Here is a 15,382-nt window from a genome sequence, read left to right as displayed (position 1 = left end):
TCAATTCCATCGGGCTTAGGCGGGGATAGCAACCCCGCCCGTCCGACGCAAGGCGTCAGCAGCACCCGGCTGAGGCGTCTTCGCCCTGCACAACAAAGGGGCTATCGCCCCCGCAGCCTTCGAAAATCCCGTAATGGGTCGAATAATCACCGATGAAATCGAAATGGCGGGCGAAACGGGTGTTTTTCAACATCATCCAGGTATTGCCACAGACCGGAAAGACCTTGCCTGTCTTGATCAAATGGTGATCGTCCAAGGCAAACTGATGCGGTGCGTGGGGTACCGTGCCTTTGTAGATCACCGCCTGACCGTAATCCTCACAAGCAGGCTCCAGCGCAGGCAGTTTGAACAGGCGGTATGTGGCCGAAATAAAGCTGAGCGGAGCAACACGTTCTTCCAGAACCGGGTTTTCAATGGTCAGCGGGCGATGGGTCACGCGGCGCGGATCCCCAAAGCCTGCATCACGTGACATCGTCAGAAAATCGTTCCAATACAACGCCCCAGACAGGCATTCGCCATACAAAACCTCATCCTCAGCCATCGCCTTGGGCACGCGGCGGTCGGCATAAACGTCCGAGAAATACATCTCGCCACCCTCTTTCAACAGACGATGCGCACCGCGCAAAACCGCAGCCTTATCGGTCGCCAGATTGATCACACAGTTCGAGACGATGATATCAAAGCTCCCGGGTTCCAGATCCAGTTCATCCAGCTTTTCGATGAAGCCGTGGTGAAACTCCACATTGCTGGCAGAGTGACCAAAAGCTTGGGCGTGATAGTCCTGATGAGCGCGCGCCACGTCGAGTTGCTCGGGCGTCATGTCGATACCGACAACCCGGCCCGTTTCACCCACCATCGCGGACAGAGCGTAGACGTCGCGCCCCGCGCCACAGCCCAGATCCAGGATCGACATCCCCTCAAGATCCAGCGGTGCGATCAAGCCGCAGCCATAGTAGCGCGTCAGCACATCATCATGAATTTGCGACAGAATCTTTCTAACATGGTCCGGCATATCATCCGGAGTACAGCAGGCATTGGTCTGAAGATCATCGCTGCCCTTCAGCACCTCACCATAGTAATTCTGCACAACCTCATGCTTCATCCGAGCGTTCCTTTTGCCTGTGTTTGCGCTGAGCTAGTGCAACCACCCCGGTGGCGCAATCAGGCAGGCACAGTTCTGACGAAAGCGTGAGAGCTAGGTTCGGTGATCAGCCCAACAAATCGAAGTCGATCCCGGCCCGGACCCGGCCGTTCACCTGAACCTCAAGCCTGTGCGGCCCCGGCACCAAAGTGAACGTGGTCGCGTTTCCCTTAAGCTTGTGGCGCTTGCTGATCGTAAGCGCATCTGAGCCGATTTTTGCTTGCTTCAGCTTGTGCACTTTAGGTGAGATTTTGCCGCCAGGCCTCTGGAAATGAATGATATAATCGACCAAGACAGGTTGCCCCCTTTGGCCCCCAATCTCAACCGCAAAGCTAAGCTCGGCACCGATACGTGCTTCGCCATCCAGAGTGATCTGAACGTCCAGTTCGGCTTCGGGATCGTAGCCAAGCATCTTCATGGCCTCGGGGTGTCCGGCCTTCACCAGCCCGCGCAACGCATGGGATGTCATCCAAGCCAATTCCTTGCTGTCTTGCGCGCCAGATCGACCCCACCCCTGCAACCGGTCCAGCACAAGATCGGGTGCTTTTTTGGTGATGTCATTCAGGTGGTTGGCCACAGATCGCGTTACATAACGCGTTGGGTCGCTGTGCAACTGATCCAGCAACGGAAGCGGATCGCTCAGATCCAGATCCACACCCAACCCCCAGGGCAGTTTGGGCCGGGTTCCTTCGCTGACCAACCGCCGCACGTGATAGCTGGAATGGTCGCACCAGTCCTGCATCCGCTGCATGACAATATCAGTATGGCGGTTCAGAAAGGGTCGGATCGCCCACTCCATCGAAAACCGTTGTGTGAGTTCCTCCAGCACATCCAGCGCCAGATCGGGATGCTCCATCCCCGTGGCCACGATCCATTCGCCCAATGGCGCAAAGATAAAGTCACCGAAATCGTCATCCGTTTTAGTCGGATCAAGCGGTGGGGGCAGCGCCCGCAACAGCAGGTCCGACACCTGCGGCAAGTCTCCGGGCCGGGCCGCTTGCAGGCATTCGGCAATCCACGTGATGCGTTCTTTCAGCTCCAGCTCCGGCAACCGTGCCATCACTGCAGATTCGAACGCAGCAGCGTCGAATTCTGCATCAGCCTCAGCGAATAAACCCGCAAGATAGCGGGTTTTTTCCGCGTTGAACAACTGATCTTTCAGTGAAAAGCCTTGCGCCATGTCTACATCGTCAAGTTGGTGGCACCGCCATCCAGCAAGATATTCTGCCCGACAATAAAGCCCGCATGTTGAGAACACAGGAAGGCGCAGGCTGCGCCAAACTCCTGTCGCGTGCCATAGCGGCGTGCGGGAATGGTGGCCGCACGTTCGGCACGCGCCTCATCCATGGTGATGCCTTTTTGCGTCGAAACCCCACCGTCCAGCGCATCCGCCCGATCGGTGGCGTGAATGCCCGGCAGAAGGTTATTGATCGTCACCCCATGTGGCGCAACCTGCCGCGATGTGCCTGCGACATACCCGGTAAGCCCAGTGCGCGCCGCGTTCGAAAGGCCCAGAACACCAATGGGCGCCCGCACGGATTGAGAGGTGATGTTGACCACGCGGCCCCAGCCCTTGTCCATCATCCCCGGCAGCAAAGCTTTCATGAAAGCAATCGGTGTCAGCATATTGGCGTCCAGCGCCTTGATGAAATCGTCACGATCCCAGTCCGACCACAGGCCCGGAGGTGGGCCACCCGCGTTTGTGACAAGGATATCAACACCCTGCGCCGCGTCGATCACCTGCGACTGACCCTCGGAAGCGGTTACATCACAGGCCACGGTCTTTACGTCGACACCATATTCCGAACGTAAGCGCGTTGCCTCGGCCTCCAGTGCCTCGGCCCCGCGCGCGTTCATCACCAAATCCACGCCAGCGGCGGCTAAGGCCTCGGCGCAACCCAAGCCCAACCCTTTGCTGCTCGCACAGACCAGCGCGCGCTTGCCTCGAATTCCCAGATCCATGAAGGTCCTCCCTATCCGTCGTCCCAGACGTGTCTAGCACCGGCCAGACAGGGAAGACCAGAAACGGATGATCGGTCAGTAGAAAAACTCTTCCCGGACAATCTTGCCGTCAGCGACGTGGTAAATCGCAACTTCGCGCATATCGAAGCTTTCTCCGCTGTCTTTCATCTTGCCCTGCACTTCGAAAATCACGGCAAACCGATCCTCTCCATGCAGAAAAGGCCCCGCTATGTCGCCGCCTGTCACCTCGGTGGAACTCTCCCACCAATCATGTTTTCCTTTGATGGCGTCCAGCCCATGTGCTTCGCGACCCATGCCTTGCTGGTCCGCCGCCTCTACTGACACTGCATCGGCAGCATAGAGCTTATCCAAATTCGCCTTGGCACGGTTTTCACGACATCCGGCAACCAGTTCCTCTGCAATCTCTTTCAAATTCATCGGTTTTCTCCATTATTTGTTCACTATATGTTCTAACTCTCACATTCGACCGATTCGATCCAGCCCCTATGTCTTGCCTCGGCAGGATTCCCCCCCTATACGCGCGTTTATGCTTGATACCTCGAACCAACCTTCTCTGCCGCCCGAGATCGCCCGGCGCCGGACCTTTGCCATCATCTCGCACCCGGATGCGGGCAAGACGACATTGACGGAAAAGTTCCTGCTGTATGGGGGTGCGATTCAGATGGCCGGTCAGGTGCGCGCCAAGGGTGAGGCGCGGCGCACGCGGTCGGATTTCATGCAGATGGAAAAGGATCGCGGGATCTCGGTCTCGGCCTCGGCCATGTCCTTTGATTACGGGAATTTCCGGTTCAATCTGGTGGACACCCCCGGCCACAGCGATTTCTCGGAAGATACCTATCGCACGCTGACCGCGGTGGACGCGGCAGTGATGGTGATTGATGGTGCGAAGGGTGTGGAAAGCCAGACGCAGAAACTGTTCGAGGTTTGCCGCCTGCGCGATTTGCCGATCCTGACCTTCTGTAACAAGATGGACCGCGAAAGCCGCGATACGTTCGAGATCATCGACGAAATTCAGGAAATGCTGGCCATCGACGTGACCCCCGCCGCCTGGCCTATCGGCGTCGGGCGCGATTTCATCGGCTGCTATGACATGCTGCGCGACCGGCTGGAGCTGATGGACCGCGCTGACCGCAACAAGGTGGCCGAAAGCATCGAAATCAACGGGCTGGACGATCCGAAACTGGCCGAACATGTACCCGAACATCTGCTGGAGAAGTTGCTGGAAGAGGTCGAAATGGCGCGCGAGTTGCTGCCCAAGCTCGATCCGCAAGCCGTGTTAGAGGGGCATATGACCCCGATCTGGTTCGGCTCGGCCATCAATTCCTTTGGTGTAAAAGAGCTGATGGAGGGCATTGGCGCTTACGGACCGCAGCCACAAGTGCAGTCGGCCGAACCGCGTCAGATTGCACCCGATGAGAAGAAAGTGGCCGGGTTCGTCTTCAAAGTTCAGGCCAATATGGACCCAAAACACCGTGACCGTGTGGCCTTTGTGCGCATGGCAAGTGGCCATTTCAAACGCGGCATGAAACTGACACATGTGCGGTCCAAGAAACCGATGGCAATCTCGAACCCGGTGCTGTTTCTGGCCTCCGACCGGGAACTGGCAGATGAGGCCTGGGCTGGTGACATCATCGGCATCCCGAACCACGGGCAATTGCGCATTGGCGATACGCTGACCGAGGGTGAGGCGCTGCGCGTGACCGGCATCCCCTCTTTCGCACCCGAGCTGTTGCAAGGGGTGCGGGCGGGCGATCCGCTCAAGGCCAAACACTTGGAAAAGGCGCTGATGCAATTTGCCGAGGAAGGCGCCGCAAAGGTGTTCAAACCCTCCATCGGGTCGGGCTTTATCGTGGGCGTCGTCGGAGCGCTGCAATTCGAGGTATTGGCCAGCCGGATTGAGATGGAATACGGCCTGCCTGTGCGGTTCGAGGCGTCTCAGTTCACCTCGGCCCGCTGGGTCAGCGGCGACAAGACTGAGGTCGAAGAATTCGTCAACGCCAACAAGCAGCATATCGCCCATGATCACGACGGCGACATCGTCTATCTGACACGGCTGCAATGGGACATCGACCGGGTCGAGCGCGACTATCCGGCTCTGACCCTGACAGCCACCAAAGAGATGATGACCTAACGCCATGCGCGCGCAGGGGCGTCCGAGCTGGGGCATTGTCGCGACGACCCGCGCGCCCCTGCCCGACATCCTGCGCTTTGCTGCCTATCATCTGGATTTGGGCGCGGATCGGGTGCATCTGCTGTTGGACGAGCCCAATCGTCTTGCCGTTCGCATTCTGCGGCAAAACCCCAAGATCGATATCCGGGTCTGCTCGGATGGCTATTGGCAGCGGCGCAAAATTGACCGCCCCGACAAGCATCAGGTGCGCCAGTCCAAAAATGCCGATTTCATATACCGTCAGACCGATGTGGATTGGTTGGCGCATATCGACGTCGATGAATTTTTGTGGCCCAAAACCCCAATCCCTGATCTTCTGCACGACATCCCAGACGACATCCCTGCTGTCCGTATCCGCCCTATTGAGGCTTTGGCGGGTGACGACGACATGTACAAAGCCTTTATCTCCGAAGGACCACGGCGCGCCGCTTTGGTTGAGGCGCTATATCCGAACTATGGCCCTTTTCTGGTGTCAGGGTTCCTGAGCCACACACAAGGCAAGCTATTTGTTCGCACCGGCTTGCCCGAGATCAGCGACCGTATCCATACCGTTTTTCAGTACAAGCAGCTTCTGCCCTGCAATACCGAACTGCCTCAGATCGATCTGTGCCACCGGCATGCCCCAAGCTGGGATCACTGGATGTCGCATTACCGGTATCGGTTGCAACATGGGTCATACAAACCCGGGCTGAAACGCAATACGGCACGTGCGCTTGGCGGGTTGAACAAACATGAATTGCTCAGCTGGATCGAGGCCGAACAGGGCCAACCGGGGCTGCGGGCCTTCTATGATGAGATGAGTGCAGCAAACCCAGACGTGCGTGCGCGGTTGGAAAAACACGGCCTGATCCTGCACCGCCCCCTTGCGCTTGATCAAAAAGTCTTGAAACATTTCCCTGGAACCCGCTGAATTGTTGCGCAAAAACCCGAAAGATCCTTCACCTTTGCCTTGGCTTCACGCTCTTGATTTGACCCTGCCGCACGATTTTGTTATGCCCCGCCAAAGCCGAAATGCGCATGACGCGCATGGCCATCCGGGCCCGGCAGTTTTCAGACGCGCGGGCCAGGTCAAGTGTCCGCATTAACCGGACATACATGACAAAGTTTAACGAACTGAACCTGAACCCGAAGGTCCTCAAAGCCATTGAGGAAGCCGGATACGAAACCCCCACGCCTATCCAGGAAGGTGCGATACCGCCCGCTCTGGAAGGGCGCGACGTTCTGGGCATTGCGCAGACAGGGACAGGCAAAACCGCCAGTTTCACCCTGCCGATGATCACCTTGCTGGCGCGTGGCCGTGCCCGGGCGCGGATGCCGCGCTCGCTGGTCCTGTGCCCGACGCGGGAACTGGCGGCGCAGGTGGCCGAAAACTTCGACACCTATACCAAGCACCTGAAACTGACCAAAGCGCTGCTGATCGGCGGGGTCAGCTTTAAAGAGCAAGAGGCGCTGATTGATCGCGGCGTCGATGTTCTGATTGCCACCCCAGGTCGCCTGCTGGACCACTTTGAGCGCGGCAAACTGCTGCTGACCGGTGTTCAGATCATGGTGGTGGATGAGGCCGACCGGATGTTGGATATGGGCTTTATCCCCGATATCGAACGTATCTTCTCGCTGACACCCTTCACCCGCCAGACCCTGTTCTTCTCGGCCACCATGGCGTCCGAGATCGAGCGGATCACTGACACCTTCCTGTCGGCCCCTGCCCGGATTGAAGTCGCGCGTCAGGCCACCGCGTCCGAGACGATTGAACAGGGCGTTGTCATGTTCAAAGGCGGTCGCCGCGACCGCGAGGCCAGCGCCAAACGCAAGGTTCTGAGGGCGCTGATTGATGCAGAAGGTGAAAAATGCACCAACGCGATCATCTTCTGCAACCGCAAGACCGATGTGGATATCTGCGCGAAATCGCTGAAGAAATATGGCTATAACGCCGCTGCCATCCACGGCGATCTGGACCAGTCGCAGCGGATGAAAACGCTGGACGGCTTCCGTGATGGATCACTGCGCCTGTTGGTCGCCTCGGATGTGGCTGCACGCGGACTGGATATTCCCTCCGTCAGCCATGTGTTCAACTTCGACGTCCCGGGACATGCCGAAGACTATGTGCACCGGATTGGCCGCACCGGTCGTGCCGGACGTGAAGGCAAGGCGGTGACCATTTGTTCGGGTCGTGATGAAAAAGCCTTGGACGCGATTGAAAAGCTGATCCAAAAGGAAATCCCGCGCCTCGATAACCCGGTCAAGGACGAGCCCAAACCCGAGAACGCCAAGCCCGAAAAGCAGGCCGACGCCAAAAAGCCCGAGCGCAAGAAAAGCGACGGCAAGAAGGGCGAAAGCAAAAAGGGACGTGGCCGGCGGGACGACTCTGGCCCGGCTGTGGTTGGGATGGGAGATCACCTGCCCAGCTTCATAGCGCTCAGCTTTGATGAGCGTCGCGCCAGCTAGATCGCCAGCACCAGCGCCAGGATCGAAATCCCCAAAAGTGTCATCCCGGCAATCTCGCGCCGTGTGATCGTCTCGCGGAAAAACAGGATCGAGGCCAGCAGGCTAAGGATCAGTTCAACCTGTCCCAGCGCTTTGACATAGGCAGCATTTTGCAGGGTGAAAGCGAAGAACCAGCAAAATGATCCGCCCAGGCTGGTCAGCCCGACAAAGACGCCGGTGTTCCGGGTCTCCCAAACCGCGCGCAACTCGGCCCGGTCGCGCCACAGCAGCCACAGCGCCATGCTGATGAACTGAAAGCTGACCACAGCCGCCAGAGTAACAAGGGCGCGAAACCAGGCGTCAAAATCGCCCAACTGCAAAGACGCCCCGCGATAGCTGACCGAGGACACTGCAAACAGCACCCCCGACCCCAGACCCAGCTTTGAGGCACGATTGGTCAGGTGCTGCCACCACGCGCCCTGACCCTCAGGGGGTTTGGACAGCAGCAAAACCGCTGCCAGCCCCAGAAGGATCGCCACCAAAGCGCCTGAAGACACCTGATCGCCCAGCACCAGAAAGCCGACAATGGCGGTCTGAATGACCTCGGTCTTTTTGAAGGTGATGCCGACGGCAAAATTGCGCTGTTTGAACAGGGCCACAACACAAATCGTGGCAAGGATTTGCGACGTCCCACCCGCCACAGCAAACAGCCAAAACCCCGCGCTTAGCACCGGCAGGGACAGACCGCTGATTTGCAGAGCCAGAACCAGCGCCACAAGCGCCAGCGGCAGAGAATAGGCAAAGCGCGCGAAGGTGGCCCCTGCTGCGGTCAGTCGCGTCGTGCTCAGCGACTTTTGCAGCATGAAGCGCACGGTCTGAAAACCGGCGGCTGCAAGTGTGATGGGAACCCATAAACTCATGGGCTCCCTTGTGTCGGGAATTTATTGCTTTGGCCAGAGCGGATGCGGCACCGGGTCTTTGGCCTTCAGCAGGTATTTGCGAAACACGTCGCCGTAAGACCGGTAGACATAGGCCTCATTGCAGGCCAGATACCTGTCTTTGCCCTGCGCGTAGAGGGCAGGCAATTGGTACCACGGCGCCCGTGGGTTCATGTGATGAACAACGTGCAGATTGTTGTTGAGAAACAGAAAAGCCAGCGGCCCCCTGTCTTCGATGATCACCGTTCGGGCACGAGATTTTTCGTGCGCACGATGTTCCAGAAACGTGCGGATCTTGACCAGTCCGAGGCCAATATAGGCTGACAGAACAAAGCCCCAGACCGGCATCTGTGAAAGCGAAACGATCCAAAGAACAGCGACGACCCCCGGCAAATGTAGCGCCCAGGCCAGCAGGATCGCTCGGTCGCCACGTCTGATCCCGCGTAATTCGTCGCGTAGAAACAGCACCTGCCCGATGGCGGGACCAATCAACATGCGCCCCAAAAGCGTGTTGTTGATCCCGCAAATCATCTGCACCGCTCGCGGCAACCCGACCCAGATCTTTGGATCCATATAGTTGGATTCGGGATCATCATAGGGATCGGTCAGCGTTGCGTCCTGATGATGCGCCAGATGCAGATCGCGAAAGCGGCCATAGGGAATGAACAGCGTCAAGGGCAGTGCCATGAGCGCCTCGTTGAGCCAGGTCTGCTGAAACGGGTGCCCGTGTAACGCCTCATGCGTCAGCGATGAATGCAGCGCGGCCACAAATGCCATTACCGGTATCGCCAACCAAAGCGGCAGCAGGAAGATGGTGATCAACCATGACGCATAGCAGCCCAGGATCAGTGCAAATGTGCCCCATTCGGGCCCTGCGCGCTCAGGCATGTCTGCCCCATGCAATACCGGCCCAAATCCGTTCATAGGTCACGTACATCGCCAAGCCAATGACGGTGTTCGCCACGGCCAATGTCCCACCCAATGCCAACGACCCGGTAGTGACCAACCCGACACCCGACATGACAATCAGGCCCATCGCATTCCACAGCATTGCTTTCACGACTGATCTGCGTCGTGTTTCCATTCCGTCACCCTAGTTTTTGTTATGTCTTCACAGCTACGTGATCAGCCAACGGGTGGAAATTCTGAATACAATTAACAAAATTCATCAAATGTGATATTTGTCATCGCATGCTGGATAAACTGGACAAACGAGACCGCGCTGCCCAATTTCGTCTGCGCTTGGCCCAGGCGATGGATGAGCGTCAGATCAGCCAAAGCGCGCTGGCGCGTGATATCGGCGTGGACCGTTCGACCGTGTCGCAGCTTTTGACCGACGCGGGCGCGCGCTTGCCCAATGCTCATGTGGTCGGCAGTTGCGCCTCGGCCTTGGGTGTGTCGGCGGATTGGCTGCTGAGCCTTTCAGACCGACCCGAAAGCGCGGCTGAGCTGCTGGCCAGCTCCCTGACCATGACCGAGGCCCCCCGCGCATTGGTGGATGAACGTATTTTCGAGTGGCACAAGATGGCTGCCGGCTACAAAATTCGCTATGTCCCGGCGACCCTGCCCGACATGCTCAAGACGCGCGCGGTGTTGGAATGGGAATACGCGCCGCACCTGGGTCGCACAGCCGATCAGGCGATCGGAGCATCCGAGGATCGGTTGAAGTGGATGAGAGAGGCGCAATCCGACTACGAAATCGCCATGCCGTTATTCGAAATCCGCAGCTGTGCCCTTGGAACGGGGTATTACGAAACGCTACCGCACCAAGCCCGGCTGGAGCAAATCGACCACCTGCTTGCCCTGTGCGATCAACTCTATCCGCGTCTGCGGATCTACCTGTTTGACGCCAAGCGGCTTTATTCCGCGCCGTTCACGCTGTTTGGTCCGCAACTTTGCGTCTTTTATGCCGGCAGCCACTATATGGCCTTTCGCGACCGGGACAGGATCGAGCTGTTTACCCGACATTTCGACCACTTGGTGCGTGAGGCAAGCCTGACCGCCCGAGAGTTTCCTGCGCATCTGCAAGAGCTGCGGTCTCAAAGTGTCGCCTGAAACGTGCGGTGGGTGCCTTTTTGCGCTATACTCGATGTGCGCGAACCACTGACACGTCACTTCACCTTGGAAGGAGGATGGCAATGGACGCTCTCAGAACCGCAGAATACGCCCGGGCCCTTTTTGCAGCACATGGTGACAAGGCCGAAGCAGAAGCTGCCCAAAAAGAACGCGAAAGTCACGACGCTGGAGACACTGATCAGGCGCAGAACTGGCAAGCTGTACGGCGCGCAATTCGGCAGATCCGCGGACCAAATCAAGGATAACTAAAGCTTTGGGTCCGGATTCACCGTGAACCCGTCAACTGCAATCACCTGGCCCGAAACCAGCCGTGCTGCATCCGAGGCCAGAAAAACCGCCATATTTGCGATGTCATGCGCTTCGACAAAGCGCCCCATCGCAGTGCCAGAGGCATAGCCGCGATAGACTTGATCCCGGGTCATCCCTTTTGCCGCTGCTTCACGGGTCAGCACGCCCTCCATCCGTGGGCCTTCGACAGCACCGGGGCAGATCGCGTTGACGCGGATGCCATGCGGTCCAAGCTCCATCGCCAATGTCTTCATCAATCCGATCACCGCCCATTTCGCAGCGGCATAGGGCGCGCGAAAGGGATAGCCATGCTGCCCTGCGGTTGATGAGGTCAATATGATGCTGCCAGACCCGGCGACTTTCATCAGCGGCGTCGCGTGCTTCGCGGCCAGAAATGCTCCGTCCAGATTGACCGACACACAGGTGCGCCACGCGTTCAGATCGATATCTTCAATCGCGTCAGTTGGCCCTGCGATCCCGGCATTGGCGCACAGCACGTCCAGCCCGCCCGCTGCTCTGATCGCATCGAACAGGGTGCGCATCTGGGTTTCGTCACTGACATCGGCATGGTGCGCGTACCAATGACCGGGAACCGCCGCAAGTGCCGCAGGATCGATGTCGCTGACCCAGACGTCATAGCCCGCGCGATCAAAGGCCTCTGCCATGGCCCGGCCAACACCCGAAGCCCCAGCCGTCACCAAAACACGCCCGGTCATGCAGGTTTCCGAATGGCCGCCCCTGCCCCTTCAGGGTAAGGCAGACCGGCCTGAGCCTTGGCGATCCTCGTCAACGCCAACTCAATCTCGGGCGAAGGCGGGCTTGGGCGACGGGTTTTAAGACTGACATGCAGCATGAAACTCTCGGCCGTCGCCAATAGGGTTTCCCCGTGGCACATGCTGTGAAAAACGTGCAGTTTTTTGCCCTGCCCCAGCAGCATCTGCGTTCTTATGTCGATCCGGTCCCCGGCATGTGCCTCTTGCACATAACGGAGATGGTTTTCGGCGGTGAAATAGCTGCCGCCCGACCGGATATAGTCGCTATCGCAGCCAACCACCTCCATGAATCGGTCGCTCGCCGCAGAGAAGGCCTCCAGGTATTTCGCCTCGTTCATATGGCCGTTGTAATCCGCCCAATCCAAAGGAACCGCCCGCGACAGCGTCAGGATCGGCTGGCTCAGATCCGCCTGGTCCAGCGTCGGCAAAGCGCCCGGTTTCAGCGTCGCATCATGCTGGTTCAGCACCGCGCCCGCGCCCCAGTTCTGCGCCTTGAGCGCGCGCATCATCCCGACCAGATTGTTGTCGCGGATGCGTTCAAGTTCGCGGATCGAGTGCATCCCCGATTGTGCGTCCGACTGATCGGCGATCAAGTCAACCAGCTCATCGGTAAACTCGGGCACATCCATCAGCTTGGTCCACGGCCACTTTAGCGCCGGGCCGAATTGAGCCATGAAATGCCGCATCCCGGCTTCGCCCCCGGCCACGCGATAGGTCTCAAACAGCCCCATCTGAGCCCAGCGGATGCCGAACCCCATACGGATCGCCTCGTCAATCTCTTCGGTGGTGGCGATGCCGTCCTTGACCAACCACAAAGCCTCTCGCCAGACGGCCTCAAGAAAGCGGTCGGCGATATGCGCGTCGATCTCTTTCTTCACATGCAGCGGGAAGAAGCCAAGTGATTTCAGCAGCTCCTGCGCGCGCGCAATGATCTCGGGCGGGTTTTGCTCGGTTGGCACCAGTTCGATCAGCGGCAACAGGTAGACCGGGTTGAACGGGTGCGTCACCACGATCTGCGCGGGCCGCAGCGCGCCCTCCTGCAATTCCGATGGCTTGAAGCCACTGGTCGATGACCCGATGATCGCGGCTGGATCACACGCCTCCTGCAACGCTGTGTAAACCTTCAGCTTCAGGTCCAGCCGCTCCGGCACGCTTTCTTGAATCCAGGTGGCACCTTGCACTGCTTCGGCCATATCTTTGTGGAAACTCAGCGCACCCTCAGGCGGCAACGGCACATCGCTCAACCCGGGCAGAGACCGCCGGGCATTGGCCAGAACCTCACCAATCTTGCGCTCCGCCTCGGGGTCTGGGTCAAACACCCGCACATCCCAACCATTGAGCAAAAACCGAGCAGCCCACCCGCCGCCGATTACACCACCGCCGATGATCGCTGCTGTTTTCATGTGATATCCTCAAACTTTCCATGCTCGGTACGCAAAGCGGACCGGGCCGCGCCCGACCCTCTCCCCGGGAGGGCGCATTCGCACCCACCCAGGGTCGGTCGCGGCCCTTATGTTTCGCTTACTTCGCCACCGGCGCGCGTTTCACCAGCCCCAGCTTTTCCCGCACCTCCTGCGGCCCGATCACCCGCGCGCCCATATTCTCGATGATGGTCCCGGCGCGTTCGACCAATTGCCAGTTCTCGGCCAGCACGCCCTTGTCCAGCCACAGATTATCCTCCAGCCCGACGCGCACATTACCCCCCGCCAGCACTGCTGCGGCCACATAGGCCATCTGGCTTCGACCCAGCGAAAACGCACTGAATGTCCAGTCATCGGGAACGTTGTTCACCATCGCCATAAATGTGTTCAGATCATCCGGCGCGCCCCAGGGCACCCCCATGCACAGCTGCACCAAAGCCGGGCTATCCAAAACGCCGTCCTTCACCAATTGCTTGGCGTACCACAGATGGCCGGTATCAAAGGCCTCGATCTCGGGCTTCACACCCAGATCCGTCATCATCCGCCCCATCGCCTGTAACATGCCCGGTGTGTTGGTCATCACGTAATCGGCTTCGGCAAAGTTCATCGTGCCGCAATCCAGCGTGCAGATCTCGGGCAGACACTCGGCCACATGCTCTACCCGCGCCGCTGCCCCGATCATGTCGGTGCCATCCTCACGCAACGGCAGCGGAGCTTCGGTCGGGCCAAACACCATATCTCCGCCCATCCCGGCGGTTAGGTTCAGCACCACATCAACCTCGGCCTCGCGAATCCGGTCCGTCACCTCGCGGTACAGATCCAACCGGCGGCTCGGCGCGCCACTTTCAGGGTCGCGCACATGGCAATGCACCACCGCCGCACCCGCCTTTGCCGCGGCAATTGCGCTTTGGGCAATCTGCGCCGGTGAGCGTGGCACGTGTGGGCTGCGATCCTGTGTTCCGCCCGAGCCGGTGACGGCGCAGGTGATAAAGACCTCACGGTTCATTTCCAGTGGCATGGCGTTTTCCCCAGCTTATACCCGGTTTTGCCTTGGGTTTTCCCCAGGCTTTTCCCCGGCAATCGATTTGCACTTGAATGCGAGTCTGGCGCAGCCTTGGGGAAACACTTGCCAGAATGCGAATCAGACTTGATGAAATCCGCAAAAAACATCCTCCAGCCCGAACATCGCGCCCTGAAAACGGCGGTTTTGGTGCTGGATGACTGCAACACGCTCAGCTTTGCCTCGGCCGTCGATCCGATGCGCGCGGCCAATAGGCTGGCGGATCGCCCGGCGTTTGACTGGGACTACGTGACCGCCACGGGCGCTCCGGCGACGCTGACCAGCGCGCTGACGGTGCCGGGCATCCCGCTGGCACGGCTGCAAAGCTGCGATTTGATGGTGGTGGTGGCCGGGTTTCAACTGGCCCGCCACGCCACGCCCAGCCTGCTGGCGGGCCTGCGCCGCATCGCAGGCACAGGCGCCACATTGGCCGGTATCGACGGCGGCCCCTGGCTGCTGGCCGAGGCGGGTCTGCTGAACGGCCACGCGGCCACAACCCATTGGGAAGACCTCGACAATTTCGCCGCCCGCTTCCCCGAGGTTGACGTGCGCCCCGACCGTTTCACCGTGTCCGACCAGCGCCTGACCTCGGGCGGTGCGATCCCGGCGGTTGAGATGATGCTTCACATCATCGCCGCTCGCCACGGCGCAGGGTTCGCTGCCCGCGTCTCGGGCCTGTTCCTCTATGATGGCGCGCCCGCACCCACCAAACCGCAAAGCCGCACCGGAGCCCCGCATCGCCACACGGCCCTGACCGCCAAAGCCAACGCGTTGATGGAAGCCTCGCTCGACGAGCCCCTGCCTCTGGCCGAAATCGCCGAGACCCTGGGCACCAGCCCGCGCACCCTGCAACAACAGTTCCGCCTGCGCCTGAACACCACACCGCAAGATCATTACCTGCACCTGCGCCTGGCCGAAGCCCGCCGTCTGGTCACCGATACCGACACCCCGCTGATGGAGGTGGCGCTGGCCACCGGCTTTGCCTCACAATCCAGCTTCGCCCGCGCCTTCCGCACCGCCCACGGCCTCTCGGCCCGAGACCTCAGACAAGAATGCGCCACGCCAACCCCGCACTGACCGGGTCAGGCCTCATCGGGCCCTAAATATC

16 protein-coding genes are annotated in these 15,382 nt (G+C 59.3%); 6 read left to right on the top strand and 10 right to left on the bottom strand.

The features are described 5' to 3' along the window. Positions 1–55 precede the first annotated feature (55 nt). From GOV38_RS01165 to GOV38_RS01150, 4 genes are all read right to left on the bottom strand, one after another. The gene (locus GOV38_RS01165; protein WP_171207327.1) at positions 56–1,102 is read right to left on the bottom strand and encodes a methyltransferase domain-containing protein; all 1,047 of its coding nucleotides are present in this window, start codon (positions 1,100–1,102) and stop codon (positions 56–58) included. Between the two features lie 106 nt (positions 1,103–1,208). After that, positions 1,209–2,321, bottom strand: coding sequence for a hypothetical protein (locus GOV38_RS01160; protein ID WP_171207326.1), 1,113 nt, complete (start codon positions 2,319–2,321; stop codon positions 1,209–1,211). Positions 2,322–2,323: 2 nt separating this feature from the next. Then, positions 2,324–3,103: an SDR family oxidoreductase gene (locus GOV38_RS01155; RefSeq protein WP_171099483.1), complete on the bottom strand. Its 780-nt coding sequence runs from the start codon at positions 3,101–3,103 to the stop codon at positions 2,324–2,326. Positions 3,104–3,178: 75 nt separating this feature from the next. Next, the gene (locus GOV38_RS01150) at positions 3,179–3,541 is read right to left on the bottom strand and encodes a SnoaL-like domain-containing protein (RefSeq protein WP_171099485.1); all 363 of its coding nucleotides are present in this window, start codon (positions 3,539–3,541) and stop codon (positions 3,179–3,181) included. A 109-nt stretch (positions 3,542–3,650) separates the two neighbouring features. Here GOV38_RS01150 and GOV38_RS01145 point away from each other — a divergent pair, with 109 nt between their 5' ends. The 3 genes from GOV38_RS01145 to GOV38_RS01135 all read left to right on the top strand — a co-directional run bounded on the left by GOV38_RS01145 (position 3,651) and on the right by GOV38_RS01135 (position 7,739). Next, positions 3,651–5,255, top strand: a complete 1,605-nt coding sequence (locus GOV38_RS01145) for a peptide chain release factor 3 (protein WP_171207325.1) — start codon at positions 3,651–3,653, stop codon at positions 5,253–5,255. A 4-nt stretch (positions 5,256–5,259) separates the two neighbouring features. Continuing rightward, complete coding sequence (locus GOV38_RS01140) at positions 5,260–6,204, top strand: glycosyltransferase family 2 protein (RefSeq protein WP_171207324.1); 945 nt, start codon at positions 5,260–5,262, stop codon at positions 6,202–6,204. Between the two features lie 185 nt (positions 6,205–6,389). Next, positions 6,390–7,739 (top strand): DEAD/DEAH box helicase, encoded by a 1,350-nt coding sequence (locus GOV38_RS01135; RefSeq protein WP_171207323.1) that lies wholly within the window; start codon positions 6,390–6,392, stop codon positions 7,737–7,739. Here the strand turns inward: GOV38_RS01135 and GOV38_RS01130 are convergent. The 3 genes from GOV38_RS01130 to GOV38_RS01120 are packed head-to-tail and all read right to left on the bottom strand — an operon-like array spanning position 7,736 to position 9,740. Continuing rightward, a complete protein-coding gene (locus GOV38_RS01130; RefSeq protein ID WP_171207322.1) occupies positions 7,736–8,638 on the bottom strand; it encodes an EamA/RhaT family transporter in 903 nt (300 codons plus the stop codon). The genes GOV38_RS01135 and GOV38_RS01130 overlap by 4 nt on opposite strands. A 21-nt stretch (positions 8,639–8,659) precedes the next feature. Next, the gene (locus GOV38_RS01125; RefSeq protein WP_171207321.1) at positions 8,660–9,544 is read right to left on the bottom strand and encodes a fatty acid desaturase; all 885 of its coding nucleotides are present in this window, start codon (positions 9,542–9,544) and stop codon (positions 8,660–8,662) included. After that, on the bottom strand, positions 9,537–9,740 hold the full coding sequence (locus GOV38_RS01120) for a DUF2061 domain-containing protein (protein ID WP_171099495.1): 204 nt from the start codon (positions 9,738–9,740) through the stop codon (positions 9,537–9,539). The genes GOV38_RS01125 and GOV38_RS01120 overlap by 8 nt, the downstream gene beginning before the upstream one ends. 107 nt (positions 9,741–9,847) lie before the next feature. Between GOV38_RS01120 and GOV38_RS01115 the strand changes: the two genes are divergently transcribed. Then, complete coding sequence (locus tag GOV38_RS01115) at positions 9,848–10,711, top strand: helix-turn-helix domain-containing protein (protein ID WP_171207320.1); 864 nt, start codon at positions 9,848–9,850, stop codon at positions 10,709–10,711. A gap of 83 nt (positions 10,712–10,794) precedes the next feature. Continuing rightward, complete coding sequence (locus GOV38_RS01110) at positions 10,795–10,977, top strand: hypothetical protein (protein WP_171099500.1); 183 nt, start codon at positions 10,795–10,797, stop codon at positions 10,975–10,977. On the opposite strand, the gene GOV38_RS01105 is transcribed toward GOV38_RS01110, so the two are convergent. From GOV38_RS01105 to GOV38_RS01095, 3 genes are all read right to left on the bottom strand, one after another. Then, the gene (locus GOV38_RS01105; protein ID WP_171207319.1) at positions 10,978–11,736 is read right to left on the bottom strand and encodes an SDR family oxidoreductase; all 759 of its coding nucleotides are present in this window, start codon (positions 11,734–11,736) and stop codon (positions 10,978–10,980) included. Then, entirely contained in the window at positions 11,733–13,196 is a 1,464-nt protein-coding gene (locus GOV38_RS01100; protein WP_171207318.1) for a carnitine 3-dehydrogenase, read from the bottom strand. The genes GOV38_RS01105 and GOV38_RS01100 overlap by 4 nt, the downstream gene beginning before the upstream one ends. 118 nt (positions 13,197–13,314) lie before the next feature. Then, positions 13,315–14,232 (bottom strand): 3-keto-5-aminohexanoate cleavage protein, encoded by a 918-nt coding sequence (locus GOV38_RS01095; protein WP_171207317.1) that lies wholly within the window; start codon positions 14,230–14,232, stop codon positions 13,315–13,317. A 132-nt stretch (positions 14,233–14,364) separates the two neighbouring features. Here GOV38_RS01095 and GOV38_RS01090 point away from each other — a divergent pair, with 132 nt between their 5' ends. Then, entirely contained in the window at positions 14,365–15,351 is a 987-nt protein-coding gene (locus tag GOV38_RS01090; protein WP_171207316.1) for a GlxA family transcriptional regulator, read from the top strand. The last annotated feature ends 31 nt before the right edge of the window (positions 15,352–15,382 follow it).

It is taken from the genome of Ruegeria sp. HKCCA5839, assembly GCF_013035585.1.
Classification (GTDB): domain Bacteria; phylum Pseudomonadota; class Alphaproteobacteria; order Rhodobacterales; family Rhodobacteraceae; genus Ruegeria.
The sequence above is the reverse complement of the archived record's forward strand: the minus strand, read 5'-3'. Positions and strand labels throughout refer to the sequence as shown.

What these genes read in the sequence shown, in the direction of transcription:
- GOV38_RS01165 (WP_171207327.1), bottom strand. Translation starts at nt 1,102, where the DNA reads ATGAAGCATGAGGTTGTGCAGAATTACTATGGTGAGGTGCTGAAGGGC.
- GOV38_RS01160 (WP_171207326.1), bottom strand. Translation starts at nt 2,321, where the DNA reads ATGGCGCAAGGCTTTTCACTGAAAGATCAGTTGTTCAACGCGGAAAAA.
- GOV38_RS01155 (WP_171099483.1), bottom strand. Translation starts at nt 3,103, where the DNA reads ATGGATCTGGGAATTCGAGGCAAGCGCGCGCTGGTCTGTGCGAGCAGC.
- GOV38_RS01150 (WP_171099485.1), bottom strand. Translation starts at nt 3,541, where the DNA reads ATGAATTTGAAAGAGATTGCAGAGGAACTGGTTGCCGGATGTCGTGAA.
- GOV38_RS01145 (WP_171207325.1), top strand. Translation starts at nt 3,651, where the DNA reads ATGCTTGATACCTCGAACCAACCTTCTCTGCCGCCCGAGATCGCCCGG.
- GOV38_RS01140 (WP_171207324.1), top strand. Translation starts at nt 5,260, where the DNA reads ATGCGCGCGCAGGGGCGTCCGAGCTGGGGCATTGTCGCGACGACCCGC.
- GOV38_RS01135 (WP_171207323.1), top strand. Translation starts at nt 6,390, where the DNA reads ATGACAAAGTTTAACGAACTGAACCTGAACCCGAAGGTCCTCAAAGCC.
- GOV38_RS01130 (WP_171207322.1), bottom strand. Translation starts at nt 8,638, where the DNA reads ATGAGTTTATGGGTTCCCATCACACTTGCAGCCGCCGGTTTTCAGACC.
- GOV38_RS01125 (WP_171207321.1), bottom strand. Translation starts at nt 9,544, where the DNA reads ATGCCTGAGCGCGCAGGGCCCGAATGGGGCACATTTGCACTGATCCTG.
- GOV38_RS01120 (WP_171099495.1), bottom strand. Translation starts at nt 9,740, where the DNA reads ATGGAAACACGACGCAGATCAGTCGTGAAAGCAATGCTGTGGAATGCG.
- GOV38_RS01115 (WP_171207320.1), top strand. Translation starts at nt 9,848, where the DNA reads ATGCTGGATAAACTGGACAAACGAGACCGCGCTGCCCAATTTCGTCTG.
- GOV38_RS01110 (WP_171099500.1), top strand. Translation starts at nt 10,795, where the DNA reads ATGGACGCTCTCAGAACCGCAGAATACGCCCGGGCCCTTTTTGCAGCA.
- GOV38_RS01105 (WP_171207319.1), bottom strand. Translation starts at nt 11,736, where the DNA reads ATGACCGGGCGTGTTTTGGTGACGGCTGGGGCTTCGGGTGTTGGCCGG.
- GOV38_RS01100 (WP_171207318.1), bottom strand. Translation starts at nt 13,196, where the DNA reads ATGAAAACAGCAGCGATCATCGGCGGTGGTGTAATCGGCGGCGGGTGG.
- GOV38_RS01095 (WP_171207317.1), bottom strand. Translation starts at nt 14,232, where the DNA reads ATGCCACTGGAAATGAACCGTGAGGTCTTTATCACCTGCGCCGTCACC.
- GOV38_RS01090 (WP_171207316.1), top strand. Translation starts at nt 14,365, where the DNA reads ATGAAATCCGCAAAAAACATCCTCCAGCCCGAACATCGCGCCCTGAAA.